General features: G+C 71.8%; 21 protein-coding genes. 18 read left to right on the top strand and 3 right to left on the bottom strand.

Annotated elements, in window-relative coordinates:
• Positions 1–3: 3 nt before the first annotated feature.
• Positions 4–297, bottom strand: a complete 294-nt coding sequence (locus ACTMSW_RS13255) for a ferredoxin (RefSeq protein WP_441181060.1) — start codon at positions 295–297, stop codon at positions 4–6.
• Between the two features lie 178 nt (positions 298–475).
• Here ACTMSW_RS13255 and arc point away from each other — a divergent pair, with 178 nt between their 5' ends.
• The 9 genes from arc to ACTMSW_RS13210 all read left to right on the top strand — a co-directional run bounded on the left by arc (position 476) and on the right by ACTMSW_RS13210 (position 9,248).
• Positions 476–2,257 (top strand): proteasome ATPase, encoded by a 1,782-nt coding sequence (gene arc / locus ACTMSW_RS13250; protein WP_441180882.1) that lies wholly within the window; start codon positions 476–478, stop codon positions 2,255–2,257.
• Positions 2,258–2,354: 97 nt separating this feature from the next.
• Positions 2,355–3,113, top strand: a complete 759-nt coding sequence (locus ACTMSW_RS13245; RefSeq protein WP_441180881.1) for a hypothetical protein — start codon at positions 2,355–2,357, stop codon at positions 3,111–3,113.
• A gap of 155 nt (positions 3,114–3,268) precedes the next feature.
• Complete coding sequence (dop, locus tag ACTMSW_RS13240) at positions 3,269–4,786, top strand: depupylase/deamidase Dop (RefSeq protein WP_441180880.1); 1,518 nt, start codon at positions 3,269–3,271, stop codon at positions 4,784–4,786.
• A gap of 128 nt (positions 4,787–4,914) precedes the next feature.
• Positions 4,915–5,130, top strand: coding sequence for a ubiquitin-like protein Pup (locus ACTMSW_RS13235; protein ID WP_441180879.1), 216 nt, complete (start codon positions 4,915–4,917; stop codon positions 5,128–5,130).
• A 22-nt stretch (positions 5,131–5,152) separates the two neighbouring features.
• A complete protein-coding gene (locus tag ACTMSW_RS13230; RefSeq protein ID WP_441180878.1) occupies positions 5,153–5,839 on the top strand; it encodes an endonuclease VII domain-containing protein in 687 nt (228 codons plus the stop codon).
• Entirely contained in the window at positions 5,758–6,597 is an 840-nt protein-coding gene (prcB, locus tag ACTMSW_RS13225) for a proteasome subunit beta (RefSeq protein ID WP_441180877.1), read from the top strand. Before ACTMSW_RS13230 ends, prcB begins: the two co-directional genes overlap by 82 nt.
• A gap of 61 nt (positions 6,598–6,658) precedes the next feature.
• Complete coding sequence (prcA, locus tag ACTMSW_RS13220; RefSeq protein WP_441180876.1) at positions 6,659–7,480, top strand: proteasome subunit alpha; 822 nt, start codon at positions 6,659–6,661, stop codon at positions 7,478–7,480.
• 154 nt (positions 7,481–7,634) lie between these two features.
• A complete protein-coding gene (gene pafA / locus ACTMSW_RS13215) occupies positions 7,635–8,993 on the top strand; it encodes a Pup--protein ligase (RefSeq protein WP_441180875.1) in 1,359 nt (452 codons plus the stop codon).
• 69 nt (positions 8,994–9,062) lie between these two features.
• Positions 9,063–9,248, top strand: a complete 186-nt coding sequence (locus ACTMSW_RS13210) for a hypothetical protein (RefSeq protein WP_441180874.1) — start codon at positions 9,063–9,065, stop codon at positions 9,246–9,248.
• Between the two features lie 128 nt (positions 9,249–9,376).
• On the opposite strand, the gene ACTMSW_RS13205 is transcribed toward ACTMSW_RS13210, so the two are convergent.
• Positions 9,377–10,465: a DUF3866 family protein gene (locus ACTMSW_RS13205; protein WP_441180873.1), complete on the bottom strand. Its 1,089-nt coding sequence runs from the start codon at positions 10,463–10,465 to the stop codon at positions 9,377–9,379.
• Between the two features lie 145 nt (positions 10,466–10,610).
• Here ACTMSW_RS13205 and ACTMSW_RS13200 point away from each other — a divergent pair, with 145 nt between their 5' ends.
• The 6 genes from ACTMSW_RS13200 (at position 10,611) to ACTMSW_RS13175 (ending at position 15,304) form a co-directional block, all read left to right on the top strand.
• Positions 10,611–11,609 carry a helix-turn-helix transcriptional regulator gene (locus ACTMSW_RS13200; RefSeq protein ID WP_441180872.1) on the top strand — a complete coding sequence of 333 codons (999 nt, stop codon included), beginning with the start codon at positions 10,611–10,613 and terminating at the stop codon, positions 11,607–11,609.
• On the top strand, positions 11,606–12,634 hold the full coding sequence (locus ACTMSW_RS13195; protein ID WP_441180871.1) for a helix-turn-helix transcriptional regulator: 1,029 nt from the start codon (positions 11,606–11,608) through the stop codon (positions 12,632–12,634). Before ACTMSW_RS13200 ends, ACTMSW_RS13195 begins: the two co-directional genes overlap by 4 nt.
• A 10-nt stretch (positions 12,635–12,644) precedes the next feature.
• Entirely contained in the window at positions 12,645–12,893 is a 249-nt protein-coding gene (locus tag ACTMSW_RS13190) for a hypothetical protein (protein ID WP_441180870.1), read from the top strand.
• 205 nt (positions 12,894–13,098) lie between these two features.
• Positions 13,099–13,425, top strand: coding sequence for a Sec-independent protein translocase subunit TatA (gene tatA, locus ACTMSW_RS13185; RefSeq protein ID WP_441180869.1), 327 nt, complete (start codon positions 13,099–13,101; stop codon positions 13,423–13,425).
• Positions 13,426–13,443: 18 nt separating this feature from the next.
• Positions 13,444–14,397 carry a twin-arginine translocase subunit TatC gene (gene tatC / locus ACTMSW_RS13180; RefSeq protein WP_441180868.1) on the top strand — a complete coding sequence of 318 codons (954 nt, stop codon included), beginning with the start codon at positions 13,444–13,446 and terminating at the stop codon, positions 14,395–14,397.
• 268 nt (positions 14,398–14,665) lie between these two features.
• Positions 14,666–15,304 (top strand): hypothetical protein, encoded by a 639-nt coding sequence (locus tag ACTMSW_RS13175; protein WP_441180867.1) that lies wholly within the window; start codon positions 14,666–14,668, stop codon positions 15,302–15,304.
• Positions 15,305–15,366: 62 nt separating this feature from the next.
• Here the strand turns inward: ACTMSW_RS13175 and ACTMSW_RS13170 are convergent, their stop codons facing one another.
• Entirely contained in the window at positions 15,367–15,711 is a 345-nt protein-coding gene (locus tag ACTMSW_RS13170; protein WP_441180866.1) for a winged helix-turn-helix transcriptional regulator, read from the bottom strand.
• A gap of 125 nt (positions 15,712–15,836) precedes the next feature.
• On the opposite strand from ACTMSW_RS13170, the gene ACTMSW_RS13165 reads away from it, so the two are divergent.
• The 3 genes from ACTMSW_RS13165 to ACTMSW_RS13155 all read left to right on the top strand — a co-directional run bounded on the left by ACTMSW_RS13165 (position 15,837) and on the right by ACTMSW_RS13155 (position 18,812).
• Positions 15,837–16,748, top strand: coding sequence for an SDR family oxidoreductase (locus ACTMSW_RS13165; protein ID WP_441180865.1), 912 nt, complete (start codon positions 15,837–15,839; stop codon positions 16,746–16,748).
• Positions 16,749–17,529: 781 nt separating this feature from the next.
• Positions 17,530–18,135 (top strand): response regulator transcription factor, encoded by a 606-nt coding sequence (locus ACTMSW_RS13160; protein ID WP_441180864.1) that lies wholly within the window; start codon positions 17,530–17,532, stop codon positions 18,133–18,135.
• Positions 18,136–18,233: 98 nt separating this feature from the next.
• Entirely contained in the window at positions 18,234–18,812 is a 579-nt protein-coding gene (locus ACTMSW_RS13155; RefSeq protein WP_441180863.1) for a response regulator transcription factor, read from the top strand.
• Positions 18,813–18,817: the final 5 nt, after the last annotated feature.

Here is an 18,817-nt window from a genome sequence, read left to right as displayed (position 1 = left end):
CGGTCAGTCCTCGGCCTCCGGGCCGGCCACCTCGACACCGTCGCTGCCGCGTACGACGTGGATGCAGTCGCCCGGGCACTCCTTCGCCGAGTCGATCACCTCCAGGCGCAGGTGCCCGGGCACGTCCACGCGGGCGCCCGGCGCCTGGAGCAGCTCACCGTCGGGCCCCTTCACGTACGCCAGGCCGTCGACGTCGAACTCGAACACCTCGGGCGCGTACTGCACGCAGAGCCCGTCACCCGTGCAGAGATCCTGGTCCACCCAGACCTGCAGCTGGTCGGTCGCGACCTCGGCCACCGGTGCACCCCCCATGTTCTCCCGTCCCACACCTCGACGGTACCCGAACGCCCGTTCCGGCCCGCCGACCCACCCTTGGCGATCAAGGTTCGGTGACGAGGGCGTTGCGTGGGACCGAATCGGCCTCATAGCGGCTAGTGTTAGGGCAGAACGTTCAAGCCCCCCGGGGAGGTGGGACGTGGCACGCAGCGACGACGCGGACTCGCGCGCCGCACGGTGGGAGAAGGAGGCCCACGATCTCTCCACGCAGGTCGCGTTCCTTCAAGAGGAACTCGCTCTGGTGCGGCGCAAGTTGACCGAAAGCCCCCGACACGTCCGGCAGCTCGAAGAGCGGCTGGCGGCCACCCAGGCACAGTTGGCGCGGCTGACCGAGAACAACGACCGGCTCGTGAGCACCCTCAAGGAGGCTCGCGCGCAGATCGTGACGCTCAAGGAGGAGATCGACCGCCTCGCGCAACCGCCGAGTGGCTACGGCGTCTTCCTGGCCCGGCATGACGACGGCACGGTGGACGTGTTCACCGGCGGTCGCAAGCTCCGGGTCGCGGTCTCGCCCTCGCTCGACGTGGACGAGCTGCAACGCGGGCAGGAGGTCCTGCTCAACGACGCACTCAACATCGTCGACGCGTTCGGTTTCGAACGGGTCGGCGAGGTGGTGATGCTCAAGGAGATCCTCGCCGGTCCCGACGGAGCGCCCGGTGACCGGGCGCTGGTGGTCTCCCACTCCGACGAGGAGCGGATCGTCCACCTGGCCGACACCCTGATCGGCACGCCGATCCGGGCCGGTGACTCGCTCATGATCGAGCCCCGCTCGGCGTACGCGTACGAGCGGATCCCGAAGAGCGAGGTCGAGGAGCTGGTCCTGGAGGAGGTGCCCGACGTCGACTACACCGACATCGGCGGCCTCCAGGCGCAGATCGAGCAGATCCGCGACGCGGTGGAGCTGCCCTTCCTGCACGCCGACCTGTTCCGTGAGCACCAGCTCCGTCCGCCGAAGGGCATCCTGCTCTACGGCCCGCCCGGCTGCGGCAAGACGCTGATCGCCAAGGCGGTGGCCAACTCGCTGGCGAAGAAGATCGCCGAGCGGATGGGCAAGGAGAGGCACACCAGCTTCTTCCTGAACATCAAGGGCCCGGAGCTGCTCAACAAGTACGTCGGTGAGACCGAGCGGCACATCCGGCTGATCTTCCAGCGCGCGCGGGAGAAGGCCGGCGAGGGCACGCCGGTGATCGTGTTCTTCGACGAGATGGACTCGATCTTCCGCACCCGTGGCTCGGGTGTCTCCTCCGACGTGGAGAACACGATCGTCCCCCAGCTGCTCAGCGAGATCGACGGCGTCGAGGGCCTGGAGAACGTCATCGTCATCGGCGCCTCCAACCGGGAGGACATGATCGACCCGGCCATCCTGCGACCCGGCCGGCTCGACGTGAAGATCAAGATCGAGCGGCCGGACGCCGAGGCCGCCAAGGACATCTTCTCCAAGTACATCCTCGCCGGGCTGCCCCTGCACCCGGACGACCTGGCCGAGCACGGCGGCGACCCTCAGGCCACCGTGGCGGCGATGATCGACGCGGTCGTGCTGCGGATGTACTCCGAGACCGAGGAGAACCGCTTCCTCGAGGTCACCTACGCCAACGGCGACAAGGAAGTCCTGTACTTCAAGGACTTCAACTCCGGCGCGATGATCCAGAACATCGTCGACCGGGGCAAGAAGATGGCCATCAAGGAGTTCCTCACCTCCGGTCGCAAGGGCCTCCGGCTCCAGCACCTCCTCGACGCCTGCGTCGACGAGTTCCGCGAGAACGAGGACCTGCCCAACACCACCAACCCCGACGACTGGGCCCGCATCTCCGGCAAGAAGGGCGAGCGGATCGTCTACATCCGCACGCTCGTCTCCGGAGGCAAGGGCGCCGAGGCCGGCCGGTCCATCGAGACCGCCAGCAACACCGGCCAGTACCTGTAGCCGACACCGGCGACAGCGGGGCGGCGCCGACGGCGCCGCCCCGCTGTTCCGTTTTTCGGGACGACGCGCACCCGCCACGCCCGCTAGGGTCCCCGCCGTGCGACGACGACTCATTCCCGCCCTTGCTCTCGGCCTCACCGCCCTGCTCGCCGGCTGCGGCACCGACACCGGCTCGCCGACCGGCGCCGCGCCCGCTCCCTCGTCCGCCCCCGGCACCGCCGCCGACCCGGTCGCCGCCGTCACCGGCAGCCTCGCCCGCAGCGTCCGGGAGCCCGTACGCATGGACGTGACCCTCGGCGTCGGCGGCCAGTCCCTGCGCATGAAGGCCGCCATGGACCCGGCCACCGACGAGATGACAGTGGAGATGAGCGGACCGGAGTCCTTCACCCTGATCCTGGCCAGGGACGCCCTGTACATGAAGAACGAGACCGAGGGCGACACCTGGATGAAGCTCGACCGCGCCCGGCTCAAGCCGGGCGGTCCGCTGTCCCAGGGCCTGGACGTCGAGTCGCAGGCCGGCATCCTCGGTGGCGTCGTCTCCGCCCAGGCGGCGGGAGACGGGCGCTACACCGGCGTCGCGGACCTCGACAAGGCGGCCGCCGCAGCCGGCACCGACGCCCAGCGCAAGTCCCTCAAGGACATCGCCAAGCTGGCCAAGCAGCCCTCGACGGTGCCGTTCGAAGCCTCGATCGACGCCGAGGGCCGGCTGACCACCCTCAGCTACACCCTCGACATCCCCGCCGGATCGATGAAGACCGAGATGACACTGCACAGCTTCGGCCAGCCGGTCACCATCACGCCACCGCCGGCCTCCCAGACCGAGGACGCGCCGGACTCGGCGTACGCCTTCTTCTGATTCCCCACCACGGCCCGGCGGTACGCGCGACGTCGGCACCGCCAGCGCCGGCCGCCGGCCTTCCCACCGCGGGCCCGGTGCGCCACCTACCGCCGAAGCGGCGACTACGCTCGACGTGACGGGGACCGGTCGGGCGAGGGATTGCGGGTAGGTCGATGAGCGTAAGACGGATCATGGGCACCGAGGTCGAGTACGGCATCTCCGTGCCCGGCCAGGCCGGAGCCAACCCGATGGTCACCTCGTCGCAGGTGGTCAACGCCTACGGGGCGCGCCCGGAACTCACCCGGGGCGGCCGCGCCCGCTGGGACTACGAGGAGGAGTCGCCGCTGCGCGACGCCCGCGGCTTCACCTACTCCGGCGCCGCCTACGACCCGGCGGAAGCGCTCGCCGACGAGGACCTCGGCCTGGCCAACGTGATACTCACCAACGGCGCCCGCCTCTACGTCGACCACGCCCACCCCGAGTACTCCACTCCGGAGGTGACCAACCCGCGCGACGTGGTCCGCTGGGACAAGGCGGGGGAGCGGGTGATGGCCGAGGCGTCCCGCCGGGCCGCCACTATTCCGGGCACCCAGCCGATCCACCTCTACAAGAACAACACCGACAACAAGGGCGCGAGCTACGGCGCCCACGAGAACTACCTGATGCGCCGGCAGACACCCTTCGCCGACATCGTCGCGTACCTGACGCCGTTCTTCGTCACCCGGCAGATCGTCTGCGGCGCCGGTCGCGTCGGCATCGGCCAGGACGGCGGGCAGACCGGCTTCCAGATCTCCCAGCGCGCCGACTTCTTCGAGGTCGAGGTGGGGTTGGAGACCACCCTCAAGCGGCCGATCATCAACACCCGCGACGAGCCGCACGCCGACGCCGACAAGTACCGCCGGCTGCACGTCATCATCGGTGACGCCAACCTGTCGGAGATCTCCACCTACCTGAAGGTGGGCACCACCGCCCTGATCCTCACCATGATCGAGGAGAAGGCGCTCGGCGCCGACTTCGGCATCGCCGACCCGGTCAGCGAGCTGCGCGCGGTCAGCCACGACCCGTCGCTGAAGCACCTCATGCGGCTGCGGGACGGGCGCCGGCTCACCGCGCTGGACGTGCAGTGGGCGTACCTGGAGCGGGTGCGCTCCTTCGTGGACGACCGGTACGGCGACGACGTCGACGAGCAGACCGTCGACGTGCTGGACCGCTGGGAGGACGTCCTGGACAAGCTCGGCCGCGACGCGTTCCTCTGCGCCGACCAGCTGGACTGGGTGGCGAAGCTGCGGCTGCTGGAGGGCTACCGCGAGCGGGAGAAGCTGGGCTGGGGCGCGCACAAGCTGCAACTGGTCGACCTGCAGTACTCCGACGTCCGCCCGGAGAAGGGCCTCTACCACCGGCTGGTGTCCCGGGGGGCGATGAAGACGCTGCTGACCGACGAGGAGACCCGTCGGGCGATGACCGAGCCGCCGGAGGACACCCGGGCGTACTTCCGGGGCCGCTGCCTGGCCCAGTACGCCTCCGAGGTGGTCGCGGCGAGCTGGGACTCGGTCATCTTCGACGTGGGCCGGGAGTCGCTGGTCCGGGTGCCGATGATGGAGCCGGAGCGGGGCACCCGCAAGCACGTCGGAGCGCTCTTCGACCGCTGCGAGAGCGCCAAGGACCTCCTGGAGACGCTGACCGGCGGCTGAGCGCCCGCCGTCGCCCCCGGCGTACGCCCGGACACGATCTGCCCGTCCGCGCCGCAAGCGGCGCGCGGCGGGCTTTTCGTCGCTCGCGCGAGGTAAGTTCATCGCAGACGATCGTGGAGGAGGCAGTCATGGCCACTCGTGACACCGGCGGGCAGTCGCAGTCGGGCAAGTCCCGGCAGGGCGAGGAGATCGAGGACGTCACCACCGAGGCGAACCCGGAGGTCGCCGAGCGGCACGCGGAGATCACCGAGGACGTGGACGACCTGCTCGACGAGATCGACTCCGTCCTGGAGGAGAACGCCGAAGAGTTCGTCAGGGGCTATGTGCAGAAAGGGGGCCAATAGGGCATAGACTGGCAAATCGGACATGCCTCAGGAGTGGGATGATCGCAACGGCCGTCGCCGGTGCCGCGACTGCGGAGACTGGAAGCCGCTCGACGAGTTCTGCGCCAACAGCCGACGGCCCGATGGCTGTGGCAGCTACTGCAAGCCTTGCTTCAACGTGAGATCGAAGGGCAGTTACGCGAAGCGCCTCAAGGAAATGCGCGGTCGGGAGGTCCGCAAGCTGCCGCCCGTGCCCGACGGACACCGCCGCTGCCCGGACTGTGGCGAGACGAAGGCACTCGAGGCCTTCCCGCGCAACCGTTCCGATCGGGGTGGCTACGGGCGGTACTGCAAGCCGTGCCACAACGAGAGAGGCAAGGAGAGCAAACTCCGGCTGCACGGCGGCAGCCGCGAGTACCACCTGCGCCGCCGCTACGGAGTCGGTCAGAAGGAGTTCGACGAGCTCCTCGCCGAGCAGAACGGCGTGTGCGCCATCTGCGGGGGTGAAGATCCCCAACATCTGGACCACGATCATCGCACCGGGTGGGTGCGCGGGATACTCTGCTTCAACTGCAACGGTGGTCTTGGCCAGTTCCGTGACAGTCCCACGAGGCTGGCCAGGGCGATCACGTACCTGAGAGGAACCACGTGGCAGCGGGTTTTGATCCATCCGGGCGTCTACCAGATGTGTTCACCAACGCGGGGACGTCCTCCTTCACGGCCTTCCTGAGCAAGGTGGCTCCTGAGATGCTGCCCGGTCGACGGCCGCTGCCGCCGGGCATGGCCGCCGACCTGGCGCCGCACGCGACCACCATCGTGGCGATCTCCGCCGCCGGGGGTGTCGTGATGGCCGGCGACCGGCGGGCCACCATGGGCAACCTGATCGCCCAGCGCGACATCGAGAAGGTGCACCCCGCCGACGCGTACTCGCTGGTCGGCATCGCGGGCACGGCGGGCATCGGCATCGAGCTGATGCGACTGTTCCAGGTGGAGCTGGAGCACTACGAGAAGATCGAGGGCGCGATGCTCTCGCTCGACGGCAAGGCCAACCGCCTCGCGTCGATGATCCGGGGCAACCTCGGCGCCGCGATGCAGGGCCTCGCGGTGATCCCGCTGTTCGCCGGCTTCGACCTGGCGGCGAGCGACCCGGTGCGGGCTGGTCGCATCTTCAGCTTCGACGTCACCGGCGGCCCGTACGAGGAGACCGGCTACGACGCGATCGGCTCCGGTTCGATCTTCGCCCGCTCGGCGCTGAAGAAGCGCTTCCGGGCCGGGCTGTCCCTCGACGACGCGGTGCGGCTCGCGGTGGAGGCGCTCTACGACGCGGCCGACGACGACACGGCGACCGGCGGTCCGGACCTGACCCGGCGGATCTACCCGGTGGTGATGACCGCGACCGCGGAGGGCACCCACCGGTTGACCGACGCCGAGACGGCGGCGATCGCCGAGAGCGTGGTCGCCGGCCGGATGGAGAACCCGGGCGGTTGATCCGCTCCCGCCCGCACCAGTCAGCAGTCGCCCGCACCGCGCCCTAAGGAGAACCGCCGCCGTGGCCATGCAGTTCTACGCCTCGCCCGAGCAGATCATGCGCGACCGCTCCGAGCTGGCCCGCAAGGGCATCGCCCGGGGCCGCAGCGCGGTCGTCCTGAGCTACTCCAGCGGGGTGCTCTTCGTCGCCGAGAACCTGTCCAGTGCGCTGCACAAGGTCAGCGAGATCTACGACCGGATCGGCTTCGCCGCGGTCGGCAAGTACAACGAGTTCGAGAACCTGCGCCGCGCGGGCGTGCGGATGGCCGACCTGAACGGTCTGAGCTACGACCGGCGGGACGTGACCGGCCGAGCCCTGGCGAACGCGTTCGCGCAGACCCTCGGGGCGATCTTCACCGAGCAGTCGAAGCCGTTCGAGGTGGAGATCTGCGTGGCGCAGGTCGGTGCCAGCCACGAGGAGGACGAGCTGTACCGGCTCACCTACGACGGTTCGGTCACCGACGAGCCGGGCCGGATGGCGATGGGTGGCCAGGCGGAGGCGATCAGTGGCGTGCTGAAGTCGAACCACCGGCCGGACATGTCGCTGCAGGACGCGGTGAAGGTGGCCGTGCAGGCGCTGAGCAGTGTCGGGGGCGAGGGTGGTGCCGCGCGCACCATCGCCGCCAACCAGATGGAGGTGGCCATCCTGGACCGCCGCCGGGTGGGCCGCACGTTCCGGCGGGTCACCGGCGCGGCGCTGACCGCGCTGCTGGACGGGGAGACGGTCCCCGAGGCTCCGGCGTCCGAGCGTCCGGACACCCCGACCCAGCCGACCGAGGAGTCCCACAAGCCGACCTCGTCGGCGGGCTCGGCCGACCTGGAGGGTCAGCAGCCCGAGGCGTGACGCGCCGCGCGGGCGTCCGGGCCGGTCCCGGGCGTCCGCGTCGTGCGCTGCGGCGGGTCCGCGGTGCCGGTGACGGACGGTCCACGTGGGACCCGTGTGGGACGGACGTGGTGAGCGCTGCCCATCCGGGGCTCCGGGCGGCTAATGTCTCACCATGGAGCGGCGAATCTTCGGCCTCGAGACCGAGTACGGCGTCACCTGCACCTACCGGGGGCAGCGGCGGTTGTCCCCCGACGAGGTTGCCCGGTACCTCTTCCGCCGCGTGGTGTCGTGGGGCCGGTCGAGCAACGTGTTCCTGCGTAACGGCGCCCGTCTCTACCTGGACGTGGGTTCCCACCCGGAGTACGCGACGCCCGAGTGCGACTCGGTGGTGGACCTGGTCGCGCACGACCGGGCCGGCGAGCGGATCCTGGAGGGGCTGCTGGTCGACGCGGAGAAGCGGCTGCACGACGAGGGCATCGCGGGTGAGATCTACCTGTTCAAGAACAACACCGACTCGGCGGGCAACTCGTACGGCTGCCACGAGAACTACCTGGTGTCGCGGCACGGGGAGTTCGGCCGGCTGGCGGACGTGCTGATCCCGTTCCTGGTGACCCGGCAGTTGATCTGCGGCGCGGGCAAGGTGCTGCAGACTCCGCGTGGTGCGGTCTACTGCCTGTCCCAGCGGGCGGAGCACATCTGGGAGGGCGTGTCGTCGGCGACGACGCGCAGCCGTCCGATCATCAACACGCGGGACGAGCCGCACGCGGACGCCGAGCGGTACCGGCGGCTGCACGTGATCGTGGGCGACTCGAACATGAACGAGGTCACCACGCTGCTGAAGGTGGGCACGGCCGACATCGTGCTGCGGATGATCGAGGCCGGTGTGGTGATGCGGGACCTGACGCTGGAGAACCCGATCCGGGCGATCCGTGAGGTGTCGCACGACATCACCGGCCGGCGCAAGGTGCGCCTGGCCTCCGGCAAGGAGGTCAGCGCGCTGGACATCCAGCAGGAGTACCTGGCGAAGGCGACGGAGTTCGTGGAGCGGCGCGGCGGCGACCAGACCGCGAAGCGGGTCGTGGAGCTGTGGGGCCGGGTGCTGGCGGCGGTGGAGTCAGGTGACCTGGAGCCGGTGTCGCGGGAGATCGACTGGGTGACGAAGCTGCGCCTGATCGAGCGGTACCAGCGCAAGCACGACCTGCCGCTGTCGCACCCCCGGGTGGCGCAGATGGACCTGGCGTACCACGACCTGCGACGCGGCCGGGGCCTGTACGGGCTGCTGGAGCGGCGCGGCGAGGTGGACCGGGTGGCCACCGACCCGGAGATCTTCGAGGCGAAGGAGACGCCGCCGCAGACCACCCGGGCGCGGCTGCGGGGCGAGTTCATCCGGCACGCGCAGGAGAAGCGGCGGGACTTCACCGTCGACTGGGTGCACCTGAAGCTGAACGACCAGGCGCAGCGCACGGTGCTGTGCAAGGACCCGTTCCGGGCGTACGACGAGCGGGTCGAGCGGCTGATCGCCAGCATGTGACGAGTGGGCGTGGCCGGGGCGGTGGTGACCGTCCCGGCCCCGTCGGAGCCGAGGTAGGCTGTCGGCGCCATGATGCCTACCGAACCCGCCGATCCCGACTCGCAGAAGCAGAACTGGGCCGAGCGTCGCCGTCAGAAGATCCGCGAGGAGATCGACCGGAACCGCCGTGGCGACTACACCGTTCCGACGTGGGTCCTGGCCGTGGCGCTCGTGCTGATCATCGGCGCCTGGGTCGCCCTGGTCCTGTTCGCGTAACCCCCCCCAAGCCCGCGATCTTGCACTTTCGGTCGCCGCCTTGCACCACTTGTCGCGTTTTGTGGCGACACAAAGTGCAAGATCGCGGGGCGCGGCGCGGGGGCCCGGCGGGGCTGGGGGCGTGGCGCTCAGCGGGTGAGTAGGTGTGCGGCGTGTCGGCCGGCTGCGGCGGCGGCGAGGAAGTACGCGCGGTCGGCGTCCAGGTCCCGACCCATCGTCGACAGGCCGACCGGGCTGGCCCGCAGCGCCGCGTCCAGGCCGTCGGTGGGCACCCGCACGATCGCGTGCCGCGCGGCGAGGGGTGCCAGCGCCGCGTCGACCGCGCCGGCCAGCGCCGGGTCCAGGCCGTCGGGCACCACCAGGTCCGCGCCGACGAGGGCCACCCGGCCGTACGCGGTGAGGCTGTGGTGGGAGACGCCGAGGTGCCGGGGACGGGGGTCGGCGTCGGAGATCCGCAGTGATCCGACCGGGCGTCCGCCCAGCGCGCCGATGGCGTTGACGGCTTCGCCGACGGCGACGCCGGAGAAGCCCCACCGGGTGCCGGTGCCGAGGTTGCCGGGGCCCTGCGCGACGATCGCGACGTCGGCGTGGAGCACGTGCCGGGCGGCGAGCAGCCCGGTGTGCAGGGTGGTGGCCTCCAGGTCCCCGCCGAACGCCTGCCCGACGGTGATCGTGCCGGCGAGGCGCCCGCGCAGCCCGGCGAGGGTGCGGGAGAACCAGGCGGGCAGGGCGCCGCCGTCGGTGAGCAGGTACGCGACCCGGGCGTCGGGCGCGTCGGCGTGGATCCCGGCGAGGATCGCGGGCAGCGCGGAGTGCAGGTCGGCGGTGACGACGGGCAGGCCGGTGAGGTCGTCGGCGGTGGCGAGGACGTCGTGGTGCGGTGACGCCTCCTCGTCGACGCCGAGCAGGATGGGTTGCAGCGGGGTGTAGCGGGCCTTGACGAGGTGGCCCCCCGCGCGGGTGTCGAGCGCCTGCGGCGGGTCCGGCGGCAGCCGGTCGGGCACGGCCACGACCAGGGCGTACCCGCCGGTGCCGAGGCCCATCAGCAGCGCGCCGGCGTTGAGCAGCACCCGGTCGCCGCGTTCCGGACGGCCGACGAGCGCCGGGTAGGCGAGGGCCCGCATGGGTGTGCCGTCGGGCAGGTCGACGTCGAGTTCCACCGCGCCGGTCCACTCCCGCCGCAGCGCCCTGACCGTGCCCGTCCGCCATCGCACCATGCCGGGCACGCTAGCGGGTGCGGGTGGTCGCGCCCGGGAGCGGGTCGGCAGGCCGGACGGGCGGCGGCACGGCGGACGCGACGTGGCCCACGCCGTGCCCGCGTGGGTACCCGGTTCCGGCGCGTCGGCTGCTAGCGTCTACCGCGTGTCGCGGACCCGCACCGAACGCCTGGTCAACCTGGTGATCTGCCTGCTGTCCACGCGACGGTTCCTGACCGCCGCGCAGATCGCCGCGACCGTTCCCGGCTACGAGCACGATCCGGACGACGCGCGGGACCACGAGGCGTTCCAGCGCAAGTTCGAGCGTGACAAGGCGGAGCTGCGGGAGCTGGGCGTCCCGCTGGAGACCGGCACGGCGAGCGCCTTCGACGCCGAGCCCGGCTACCGCATCGCCCATCGGGAGTACGCGCTGCCGGACATTCCTCTGGAACCGGACGAGGCCGCGGCGGTGGGCATCGCCGCGCGGCTGTGGCAGCACGCCGGCCTGGCGGCGGCGGCGTCCTCGGGGCTGGCGAAGCTGCGTGCCGCCGGCGTCGACGTGGATCCGCAGGCCACCCTCGGCCTGGAGCCGATGGTCACGGTCGACCCGGCGTTCGCGCCGTTGACCGCCGCCGCACGGGACCGTCGCGAGGTGACCTTCGACTACCGCGTCCCGGACCGGGACGAGCCCACCCGTCGCCGGCTGCAGCCGTGGGGCGTGGTCTGCTGGCGTGGCCGGTGGTACGTGGTCGGTCACGACCTGGACCGGGCCGCCACCCGCTGCTTCCGCCTGTCCCGCGTCGTCGGCGCGGTCCGGGCGACCGGTGCGACCGGCGCGTACTCCCCGCCTGCCGGGGTCGACCTGATCAGCCACGTGGCCCGCTGGTCCGGGCCGGTGGAGCGCACCGGCCGGGCGACCGTGCTGGCCGCGCCGGGCCGGGCCGCCGGCCTGCGCCGCTGGGCGGTCGAGGTGGCCGCCGGCCCGGACGGCGACCGGCTGGTCCTGCCGTTCGCCGACCCGGAGTCCCTGGCCGGGCACCTCGTCGGGTACGGGCCGGACGTGCGGGTGCTCGACCCGCCGGAGGTCCGCGAGGCGGTCATCCAGCGGCTCAAGGAGATCGCCACCCGGCAGGACGACCTGGCGGTCACCGGGGGTGCCCGGTGACCCGGCCGGCCGCCCGGAGCGGCTCCCGCGCCTCCGCCGACCGGCTCGCCCGGCTGCTGAACCTCGTTCCGTACCTGCTGGCCCGGCCGGGCATCGAGATCGCCGAGGCGGCGGCCGACCAGGGGGTTACCGAGCGGCAGTTGCGGGAGGACCTGGAACTGCTGTGGGTGTGCGGGCTGCCCGGGTACGGCCCGGGTGACCTGATCGACATGGCGTTCGACGGTGACCGGGTGACCATCACCTACGACGCCGGCATCGACCGGCCGCTGCGGCTGACCCCGGACGAGGCGCTGGCGCTGGTGGTCGCGCTGCGGATGCTGGCCGAGACGCCCGGCGTGGCTAACCGGGAGGCCGTCGAGCGGGCCCTCGCGAAGATCGAGAACGCGGCCGGTGACCTGGTCGGTGCTCCGGTCGAGGTGCGGCTGCCGGCGGACACCCGCCGCGTGGCGGAGCTGCGCGCCGCCGTGGAGAGCGGCCGTGCGCTGGGGATCACCTATTACACGGCGGCCCGGGACGAGTCCACCGATCGGGTGGTGGATCCGTTGCGGATGCTGATGGTGGGTGGCCGGGCGTACGTGGAGGCGTGGTGCCGCCGCGCCGAGGGCATGCGGCTGTTCCGCGCCGACCGGATCGACGCGGTCACGTCGCTGGACGAGCCGGCCGTGGTGCCTCCGCAGGCCCGCCCGCACGATCTGACCGCCGGTGTGTTCCGGCCGTCGCCGAACCTTCCGCTGATCACCCTGCGGATCGGCCGGGGCGAGCGGTGGATCACCGAGTACTACCCCTGTGAGAGCGTCGAGGCCGACGGGGACCGGTGGCGGGTCTCGCTGCGGGTCACCGACCTGGGCTGGGCCCGCCGGTTCGTGCTGGGTCTGGGCCCGGACGTCACCGTGGTCGCCCCGGCGGAACTGGCCGACCAGGTCCGCGCCACGGCGGTCGCGGCCCTCGACGCGTACGCCACACCCGCACCGCCGGTCCGGGCCGCCGCCGCCTCCGACCCGGCGCTGGCCGCCGGTACGCAGTAGGCTGGCCGCCGTGGTGACGTGGATCGTGGTGGCGCTGGTGCTGGTTCCGCTCGTCGTGTTGGGGCTGGCCGTCCGGCCGGTGCTGGCGCGGTTGCCCCGGCTGCGTCGGGCGGCTCTGTCGCTGCAGGGGCACGCGGCCGAGGCGGAGACGCTGCGCGAGGCCGCCGAGAGCCTCCAGGAGCGTGCCGAGGCGCTGCAGCGTCAGCTCGACACCGCCGGCCAACGGGTTGCCCTGATCAAGGCGAAGCGCGGAGACTGATCGACCGACGTCGCCCCGGTGCGCGCTGCGGCGCCGTTGCGCGCAGGAACGCACCGGCCGGGCGGTTGACGGGACATCGCCGGTTGGTCAAGACTTCACCGGCCGGGATCAACCACCACCGCCCGGCGGGTGGCAACGGCCCACGACGGACGTACGATGGGCTGCGGTACCACCCCTCATCGACACAGAGCGACTGGAGCTTCCCATGGGTGCCCTCAAGCCGTGGCACATCGCCGTACTCGTGGTCGTGCTGATCCTGCTCTTCGGCGCGAAGCGGCTCCCCGACGCGGCCCGTTCGCTGGGCCGCTCGCTGCGGATCATCAAGGCCGAGACGAAGAGCCTGCACGACGACGACCGGGACCTGGCCGAGAAGGCCGACGCGCAGTCCGGCTACCAGCCGCTGCCGCCGCACGCCGGTCAGCAGGCCCCGTACGGTCAGGCGCAGGCTCCCTACGGCCAGCAGGCGCCCTACCCGGCCCCGCCGCAGCAGCCGGTCGTCGACCCGGTGCAGCGCGTCCGCGACAACAACTGACCGAGAGGCCCGAGCATCGTGGCCTTCGCTCTGCGTAAGCGCGGTCCGAGCACCTTCGCGCGGGCCGCCGACGGCTCGATGACGCTGATCGAGCACGTCCGCGAACTGCGCAACCGACTGTTCAAGGCGTCGCTGGCGATCCTGGTCGGCTTCGGGTTCGGCATCTGGCTGGCCAAGCCGGTCCGTCTGCTGCTCTCGCAACCCTACTGTGACCTGCCGGCCTCGATCGACCCGCTGAGCGGCAAGTGCAAGTTCGTCCAGCTCGGTGTGGCGGACGTCTTCCTGCTCAACCTGAAGATCGGCCTATGGGTCGGGTTGATCATCGCCGCTCCGGTCTGGCTCTACCAGCTCTGGGCGTTCATCGCGCCGGGCCTGCACCGGCACGAACGGCGGTACGCGTACATCTTCACCGCGTTGGCGGCGCCGTTGTTCGCGGCCGGGGCGTTCCTGGCGTTCTTCGTGACCACCAAGGGCCTGGAGTTCCTGCTCGACGTCAGCGGTGACGACATTGCCACCAACCTGGAGGTCACCCGTTACATCTCGTTCGTCACGAACCTGATCCTGCTCTTCGGGGTGGCGTTCGAGTTCCCGCTGATCGTGCTCATGCTCAACTTCGTCGGCATCGCCAGCGCGAAGAAGCTGCTGAGCTGGTGGCGGGTGGCGGTGTTCGTGTTCTTCGCGTTCTCGGCGGTGGTCACGCCCACGCCGGACCCGTTCGGCATGACGGCGCTGGCGATCTGCCTCTGCGCGCTCTACTTCGCCGCGGTCGGGGTCGCGTTCCTCAACGACCGCCGCAAGGGGCGTGGCAAGGAGATCTACGAGGGCGTCGCCGACGACGAAGTGTCGCCGCTGGAGTTCGACGCCCAGCCGGTCGAGGCCGGTGCGCGGGTCGACGCGACAGCTCCGATCCCCGTGCCGGAGCCGGTCGCCGCGCCGGCCCCGATCGACCGCCGCTACGACGACATGACCTGACCGGAGCAGGGCTCCGACAGACGGTACGACCACGAGGAGGCCGCCCCGACCGGGGCGGCCTCCTCGTGCCTTCCCACCCGTCGTGCCGCATTTCTGTCACATCCCGGCAGCAGCGGGTACACATCGATGTGCTTCCCTGGACTCGGCGTGGTGGGGCCGGCGGCCCGCGACAGCATGCCGCCGCCGCCGGCCGCAGGACCGGCGAGATCCCGGGTGCCGCGGCACCGGGCTCGCGCGGCTCCCGCGACCACTGGAGAGGAACGCGCAGATGGAGGTCTCGTCCACGGCCGACCGGGTGACGTCGATCGGGCCGGATCCCGACAACCGGGCCGCCCGCGTCGCGCGCACCGCCGCCCTGTTCGGGGCGCCGGCGCTGATCGTCGGCGCGGGTGTGCTCCACCCGCACCACCTGACTCCGGACACGGCCGGGCGGTGGCTGGTCCTGCACCTCGTCCTGCTGCCGGTCTTCCCACTGCTGGCGGTTCCCCTGCTGACCGTGGTGCGTTCGCTGACCGGCCCGTCGATCACCGTGGTCCGGCTGGGCGTGTACGTCTACGCGATCTTCTACACCGGGCTCGACGCGGTCTCCGGGATCGCCGCCGGTCGACTGATGCTCGACGCCACGGCCGCTGACGAGGTCCAGCGCCAGGTGGACCAGCTCAACGTCGTCGGCGCTGCGCTCGGCATCACCGGCTCCCTCGGCTTCATGGTCGCCGCGATCGCCGCCGTCGTCGCGCTGGCCGGCCGGTACGGCCGCCGGGTGACGCCGGGGGCCGTGGTGCTACTGGTCGCGTCGGTGCCCTGGCTGGTCAGCCACATCTACTGGCCGCACGGGGTGGTCGTGGTGCTGGCCCTGGGCGCCGGAATGGCGTTGCTCGAGTACCGCGCGGTCCGGCCGGCCCGGTAGGGCGGCGATTCCGCCGCCGCCGGACGCTGGTGCGTGTCCGAGGTGGATCTCCGGCGTACGGGTCACCGCGGCAGGTCCCGGTCGAGGAACCGCTGACCCCAGCGGGTCATCTCGGCCACCACGGTCTGCAGACTGCGACCCAGCGGGGTCAGGGAGTACTCGACGCGCGGTGGAACCTCCGCGTAGACGTGGCGGTGGACGAGCCCGTCACGTTCCAGCTCCCGTAGCTGGAGGGTGAGCATCTGCTGGGTGACGCCCGGGATCGCGCGGCGCAGCTCGCCGAAGCGACGGGTGCCGTCCAGCAGGGTGTGCACGATCAGGGGCTTCCACTTGCCGCCGATGGCGTCGATCGTCGCGGTCACCGGGCAGGCGCTGCGGTCGTACGCGGGCGCTGTCGCATCGGCCACGTTGACCTCCATTGGTATGGAAAACAGGACTACACCGCAACATTATGCGTACTTGTCGAAACGGTGCCAACAGCGAAGCGTAGTGGTGACCGCTCTCCTCTCACCACGAAAGCGACACCACTGACATGTCTGATCGTCACGGCACCATCGAGAAGGTCCTCGTCTACGGTGCGACGGGCCAGCAGGCCCGCCCGGTAGCCGCACGGCTGCTGGAGGCCGGCTTCACCGTCCGGGTCGCGTCGCGGACCCCCGCGCGGGCGGCGGACCTGGCCGACCTGGGCGCCGAGGTCGTCGCCGCCGACTTCAGCGACCCGACCAGCCTGCGTGCGGCGAGCGAGGGCATGGACGGCGTCTTCCTCCTCGTCCCGTTCTTCGACCCGCAGGCCCGCTACGGCCGCGAGGCCGTGAACGCGGCGCGGAACGCGGGTGTCCGCCTCGTCGTGTGGAACCCGACGGGGGCGATTCCGCCGCAGCGCACCGGCAACGCGGGGCTGGACGTCCGGCGGGACATCCACGAGCACCTGAAGGGCAGCGGGGTGCCGCACATCGTGCTGCAGCCGACCGCGTACATGGAGAACTTCCTCGGTCCCTGGACCGCCCCGGAGGTGGCCGCGGCGGACACCTTCGCCTATCCCACCCCGCTGGAGGTCGTCATGCAGTGGGTGAGCCACGACGACGTGGCGGCGTACGTCGTCGCGGCCTTCCGCCGGCCGGACCTCGCCGGTCGGGTCTTCGACGTCGGCGGACCGGAGGCGCTCAACGGGGAGGAGGTCGCCGCGCGGTTCTCCGCTGCGCTGGGACGACGGATCACGTTCCGGCCGATGCCTCCGAAGGAGTTCGGCGCCTACTTCGAGGCGATGGGTGGTCCCGGCGCGGGCGACGACGTGACCGCCGCCTACGAGGCCGTCTACGAGAATCCCACGATGCTGAGCACCCGGGTCGACCTCGCGGTCACCCTATCGGAGCTGTCGATCACGCCGACGTCGCTGCGGGAGTGGGTGGGCCGCCACGCCCCCGCCTTCACCCGTCCCGTCTGACGGTTCCTGCCGGCGCCCGGTGGGGAACAGGCTGGGTGGGCTGCCATAGCGCATGGCGCGGTCCATGTCACCCGCCACGTCGACAATCCGTCACGAAGCGTCTACGCGCTGCTGTCGGGTGATCGGATCATTGCGATGTGTTGACGATACGACGAGGGAGGTCGCTTCCCAGTGCGTCGTCCGACGTGCAGCCGTCCACCCGACGCCCCGGTCGAGGCGAGTGCCCGACCACGGCGGGGCATCGCCGTGTCCCGGTACGCCGTGTTGCGGGGAACCGCCGTGGGCGCAGGTTTCCTGACCCCCGCGCTTCCCGCCGATCCGGTACCGCCGCCGGTCCATCACGCGGCCGTGCCGTCGCCGGCCGCGTCACCGTCGGCGGTGCCACCGCCCGGTCCCGGCCCGGCACGCCCGGCCGCACGTCCAGCCGGACCGTCCGGCACGACGGCCGGATCACCGACGAGCGCCGCCACGTGGACCGGGGCCGCGGCCGGCCCGGATGCCGGGCGACGGCCACCGCGCGCCGACGGTCCGGCACCGCCGTGGGCCGGGTCGGGCGGCCGGTCGCCCGAGGTGGGTACGCGTCCTGGCTGAGTCCGACCGGCCCGTGCGCGTGGTCGTTCGGCCTCACCGGCCGTACCGCCGACGCACGGGTCACCGGGTGCCCCGACCGTCGACCGGGTCGACGTGTCGCGGGCCGGACCCCGTCCGTGAGAGCCGGCCCCGCTCGGTCCCGTGCAGGGGACCGGATCGCCGGCCGCGTGCCCAGGATCGGAGCTACGCGTTGATCCGCGTCGTCGTTGCTCAGGAGATGTGCCTACTGCGTAGCGCGCTGTGCGCCGCGCTGTCGAACGAGGAGGACATGGAGGTCGCCGCCGAGGTGACCGGAGTGGGCGAGGTGCCGGCCGCGGTGCGGCGGCACCGGCCGGACGTGGTGCTGGTCGATCTGACCCCGGACGCGCCGCGTCCCGTCGAGGTGGTCGCCGACATCGTCGCGGCGGCACCCGGTACGGGCGTGCTGGCGCTGGGCAGCCAGTGGAGCCAGACCACGGTGGCGGACCTGCTGGCCGCCGGTGCCCGGGGCCTGGTCGGCACGGATGCGTCGTTGGCGGCGCTGGTCGCCGCCGTCCGCGACGTCGCCGCCGGGGAGAGGGTGATCGACGCGACGGCCGCCGTGACGGCGCTGAGTCCGCCATCGAGCCCGCTGACCCGCCGCGAGGCGGAGGTGCTCCGGGTGGCCGCCGACGGACTGCCGGTCAAGGAGATCGCCCACCGGCTGTACCTGGCCCACGGGACGGTTCGCAACCACCTGTCGGCGACCATGCGCAAGACCGGTGCCCGCAACCGGATGGAGGCCGTGTGGCGGGCCCGCAGGGAGGGCTGGATCTAGGGGGTGGGGCCGGGGACCGGTGCCGAGCGGTACCGGACGGTACGTGTTTGAATGCTGACGTATCGTGATCCGTCTGTCGATATCTGGGAAGGTCTACGGTGATCCGTGCCCTGCTCGCTCTCGACGGCGCCCTGGTCCGCGGCGCTCTGTCCCTCGTGCTCGCCGCCGAGGACGACATCACCGTGGTGGCGGAGCTGGACCGTCGGGACGCCCTCGCACCGGCGGTGCGCGCGGGACGTCCCGACGTGGCGGTCGTCGACCTCGACTTCGTCGCCGGAGCCGACCTCGGGGCGCACTGCCCGCTGCTGGTCCTCGCCGACCGCCGCCGGGCACGGCACCTGCACCGGCTCCTCCGTCCGGGCCGGACCGTCGGCGTCCTCGGCCGGGACGTCGCCCCGCAGCGGGTGGTGGACGGGATCCGACGGCTGGCCCGCCGGGAGTCGCTTGTCGACGCGGAGGTGGTGCTGGCAGCCCTGGCCCGGGACAGTCCGTTGACCTCGCGGGAGATGGAGATCCTCGACCTGACCGCGTCCGGGGCGCCGGTGGGGGAGGTCGCCGGGGCGCTCGGGCTCGCTCCGGGTACCGTGCGGAACCATCTCGGACGGATCGCCCGCAAGGCGGGCGCGCGGACCCGGGTCGAGGCGGTGCGGGTCGCGCGTGAGGCCGGCTGGATCTGAGGCAC

The organism is Micromonospora sp. BQ11 (assembly GCF_052068135.1).
Classification (GTDB): Bacteria; Actinomycetota; Actinomycetes; order Mycobacteriales; family Micromonosporaceae; genus Micromonospora.
Note: the sequence above shows the minus strand (reverse complement) of the source record. Positions and strands in the feature narration are given on the sequence as shown.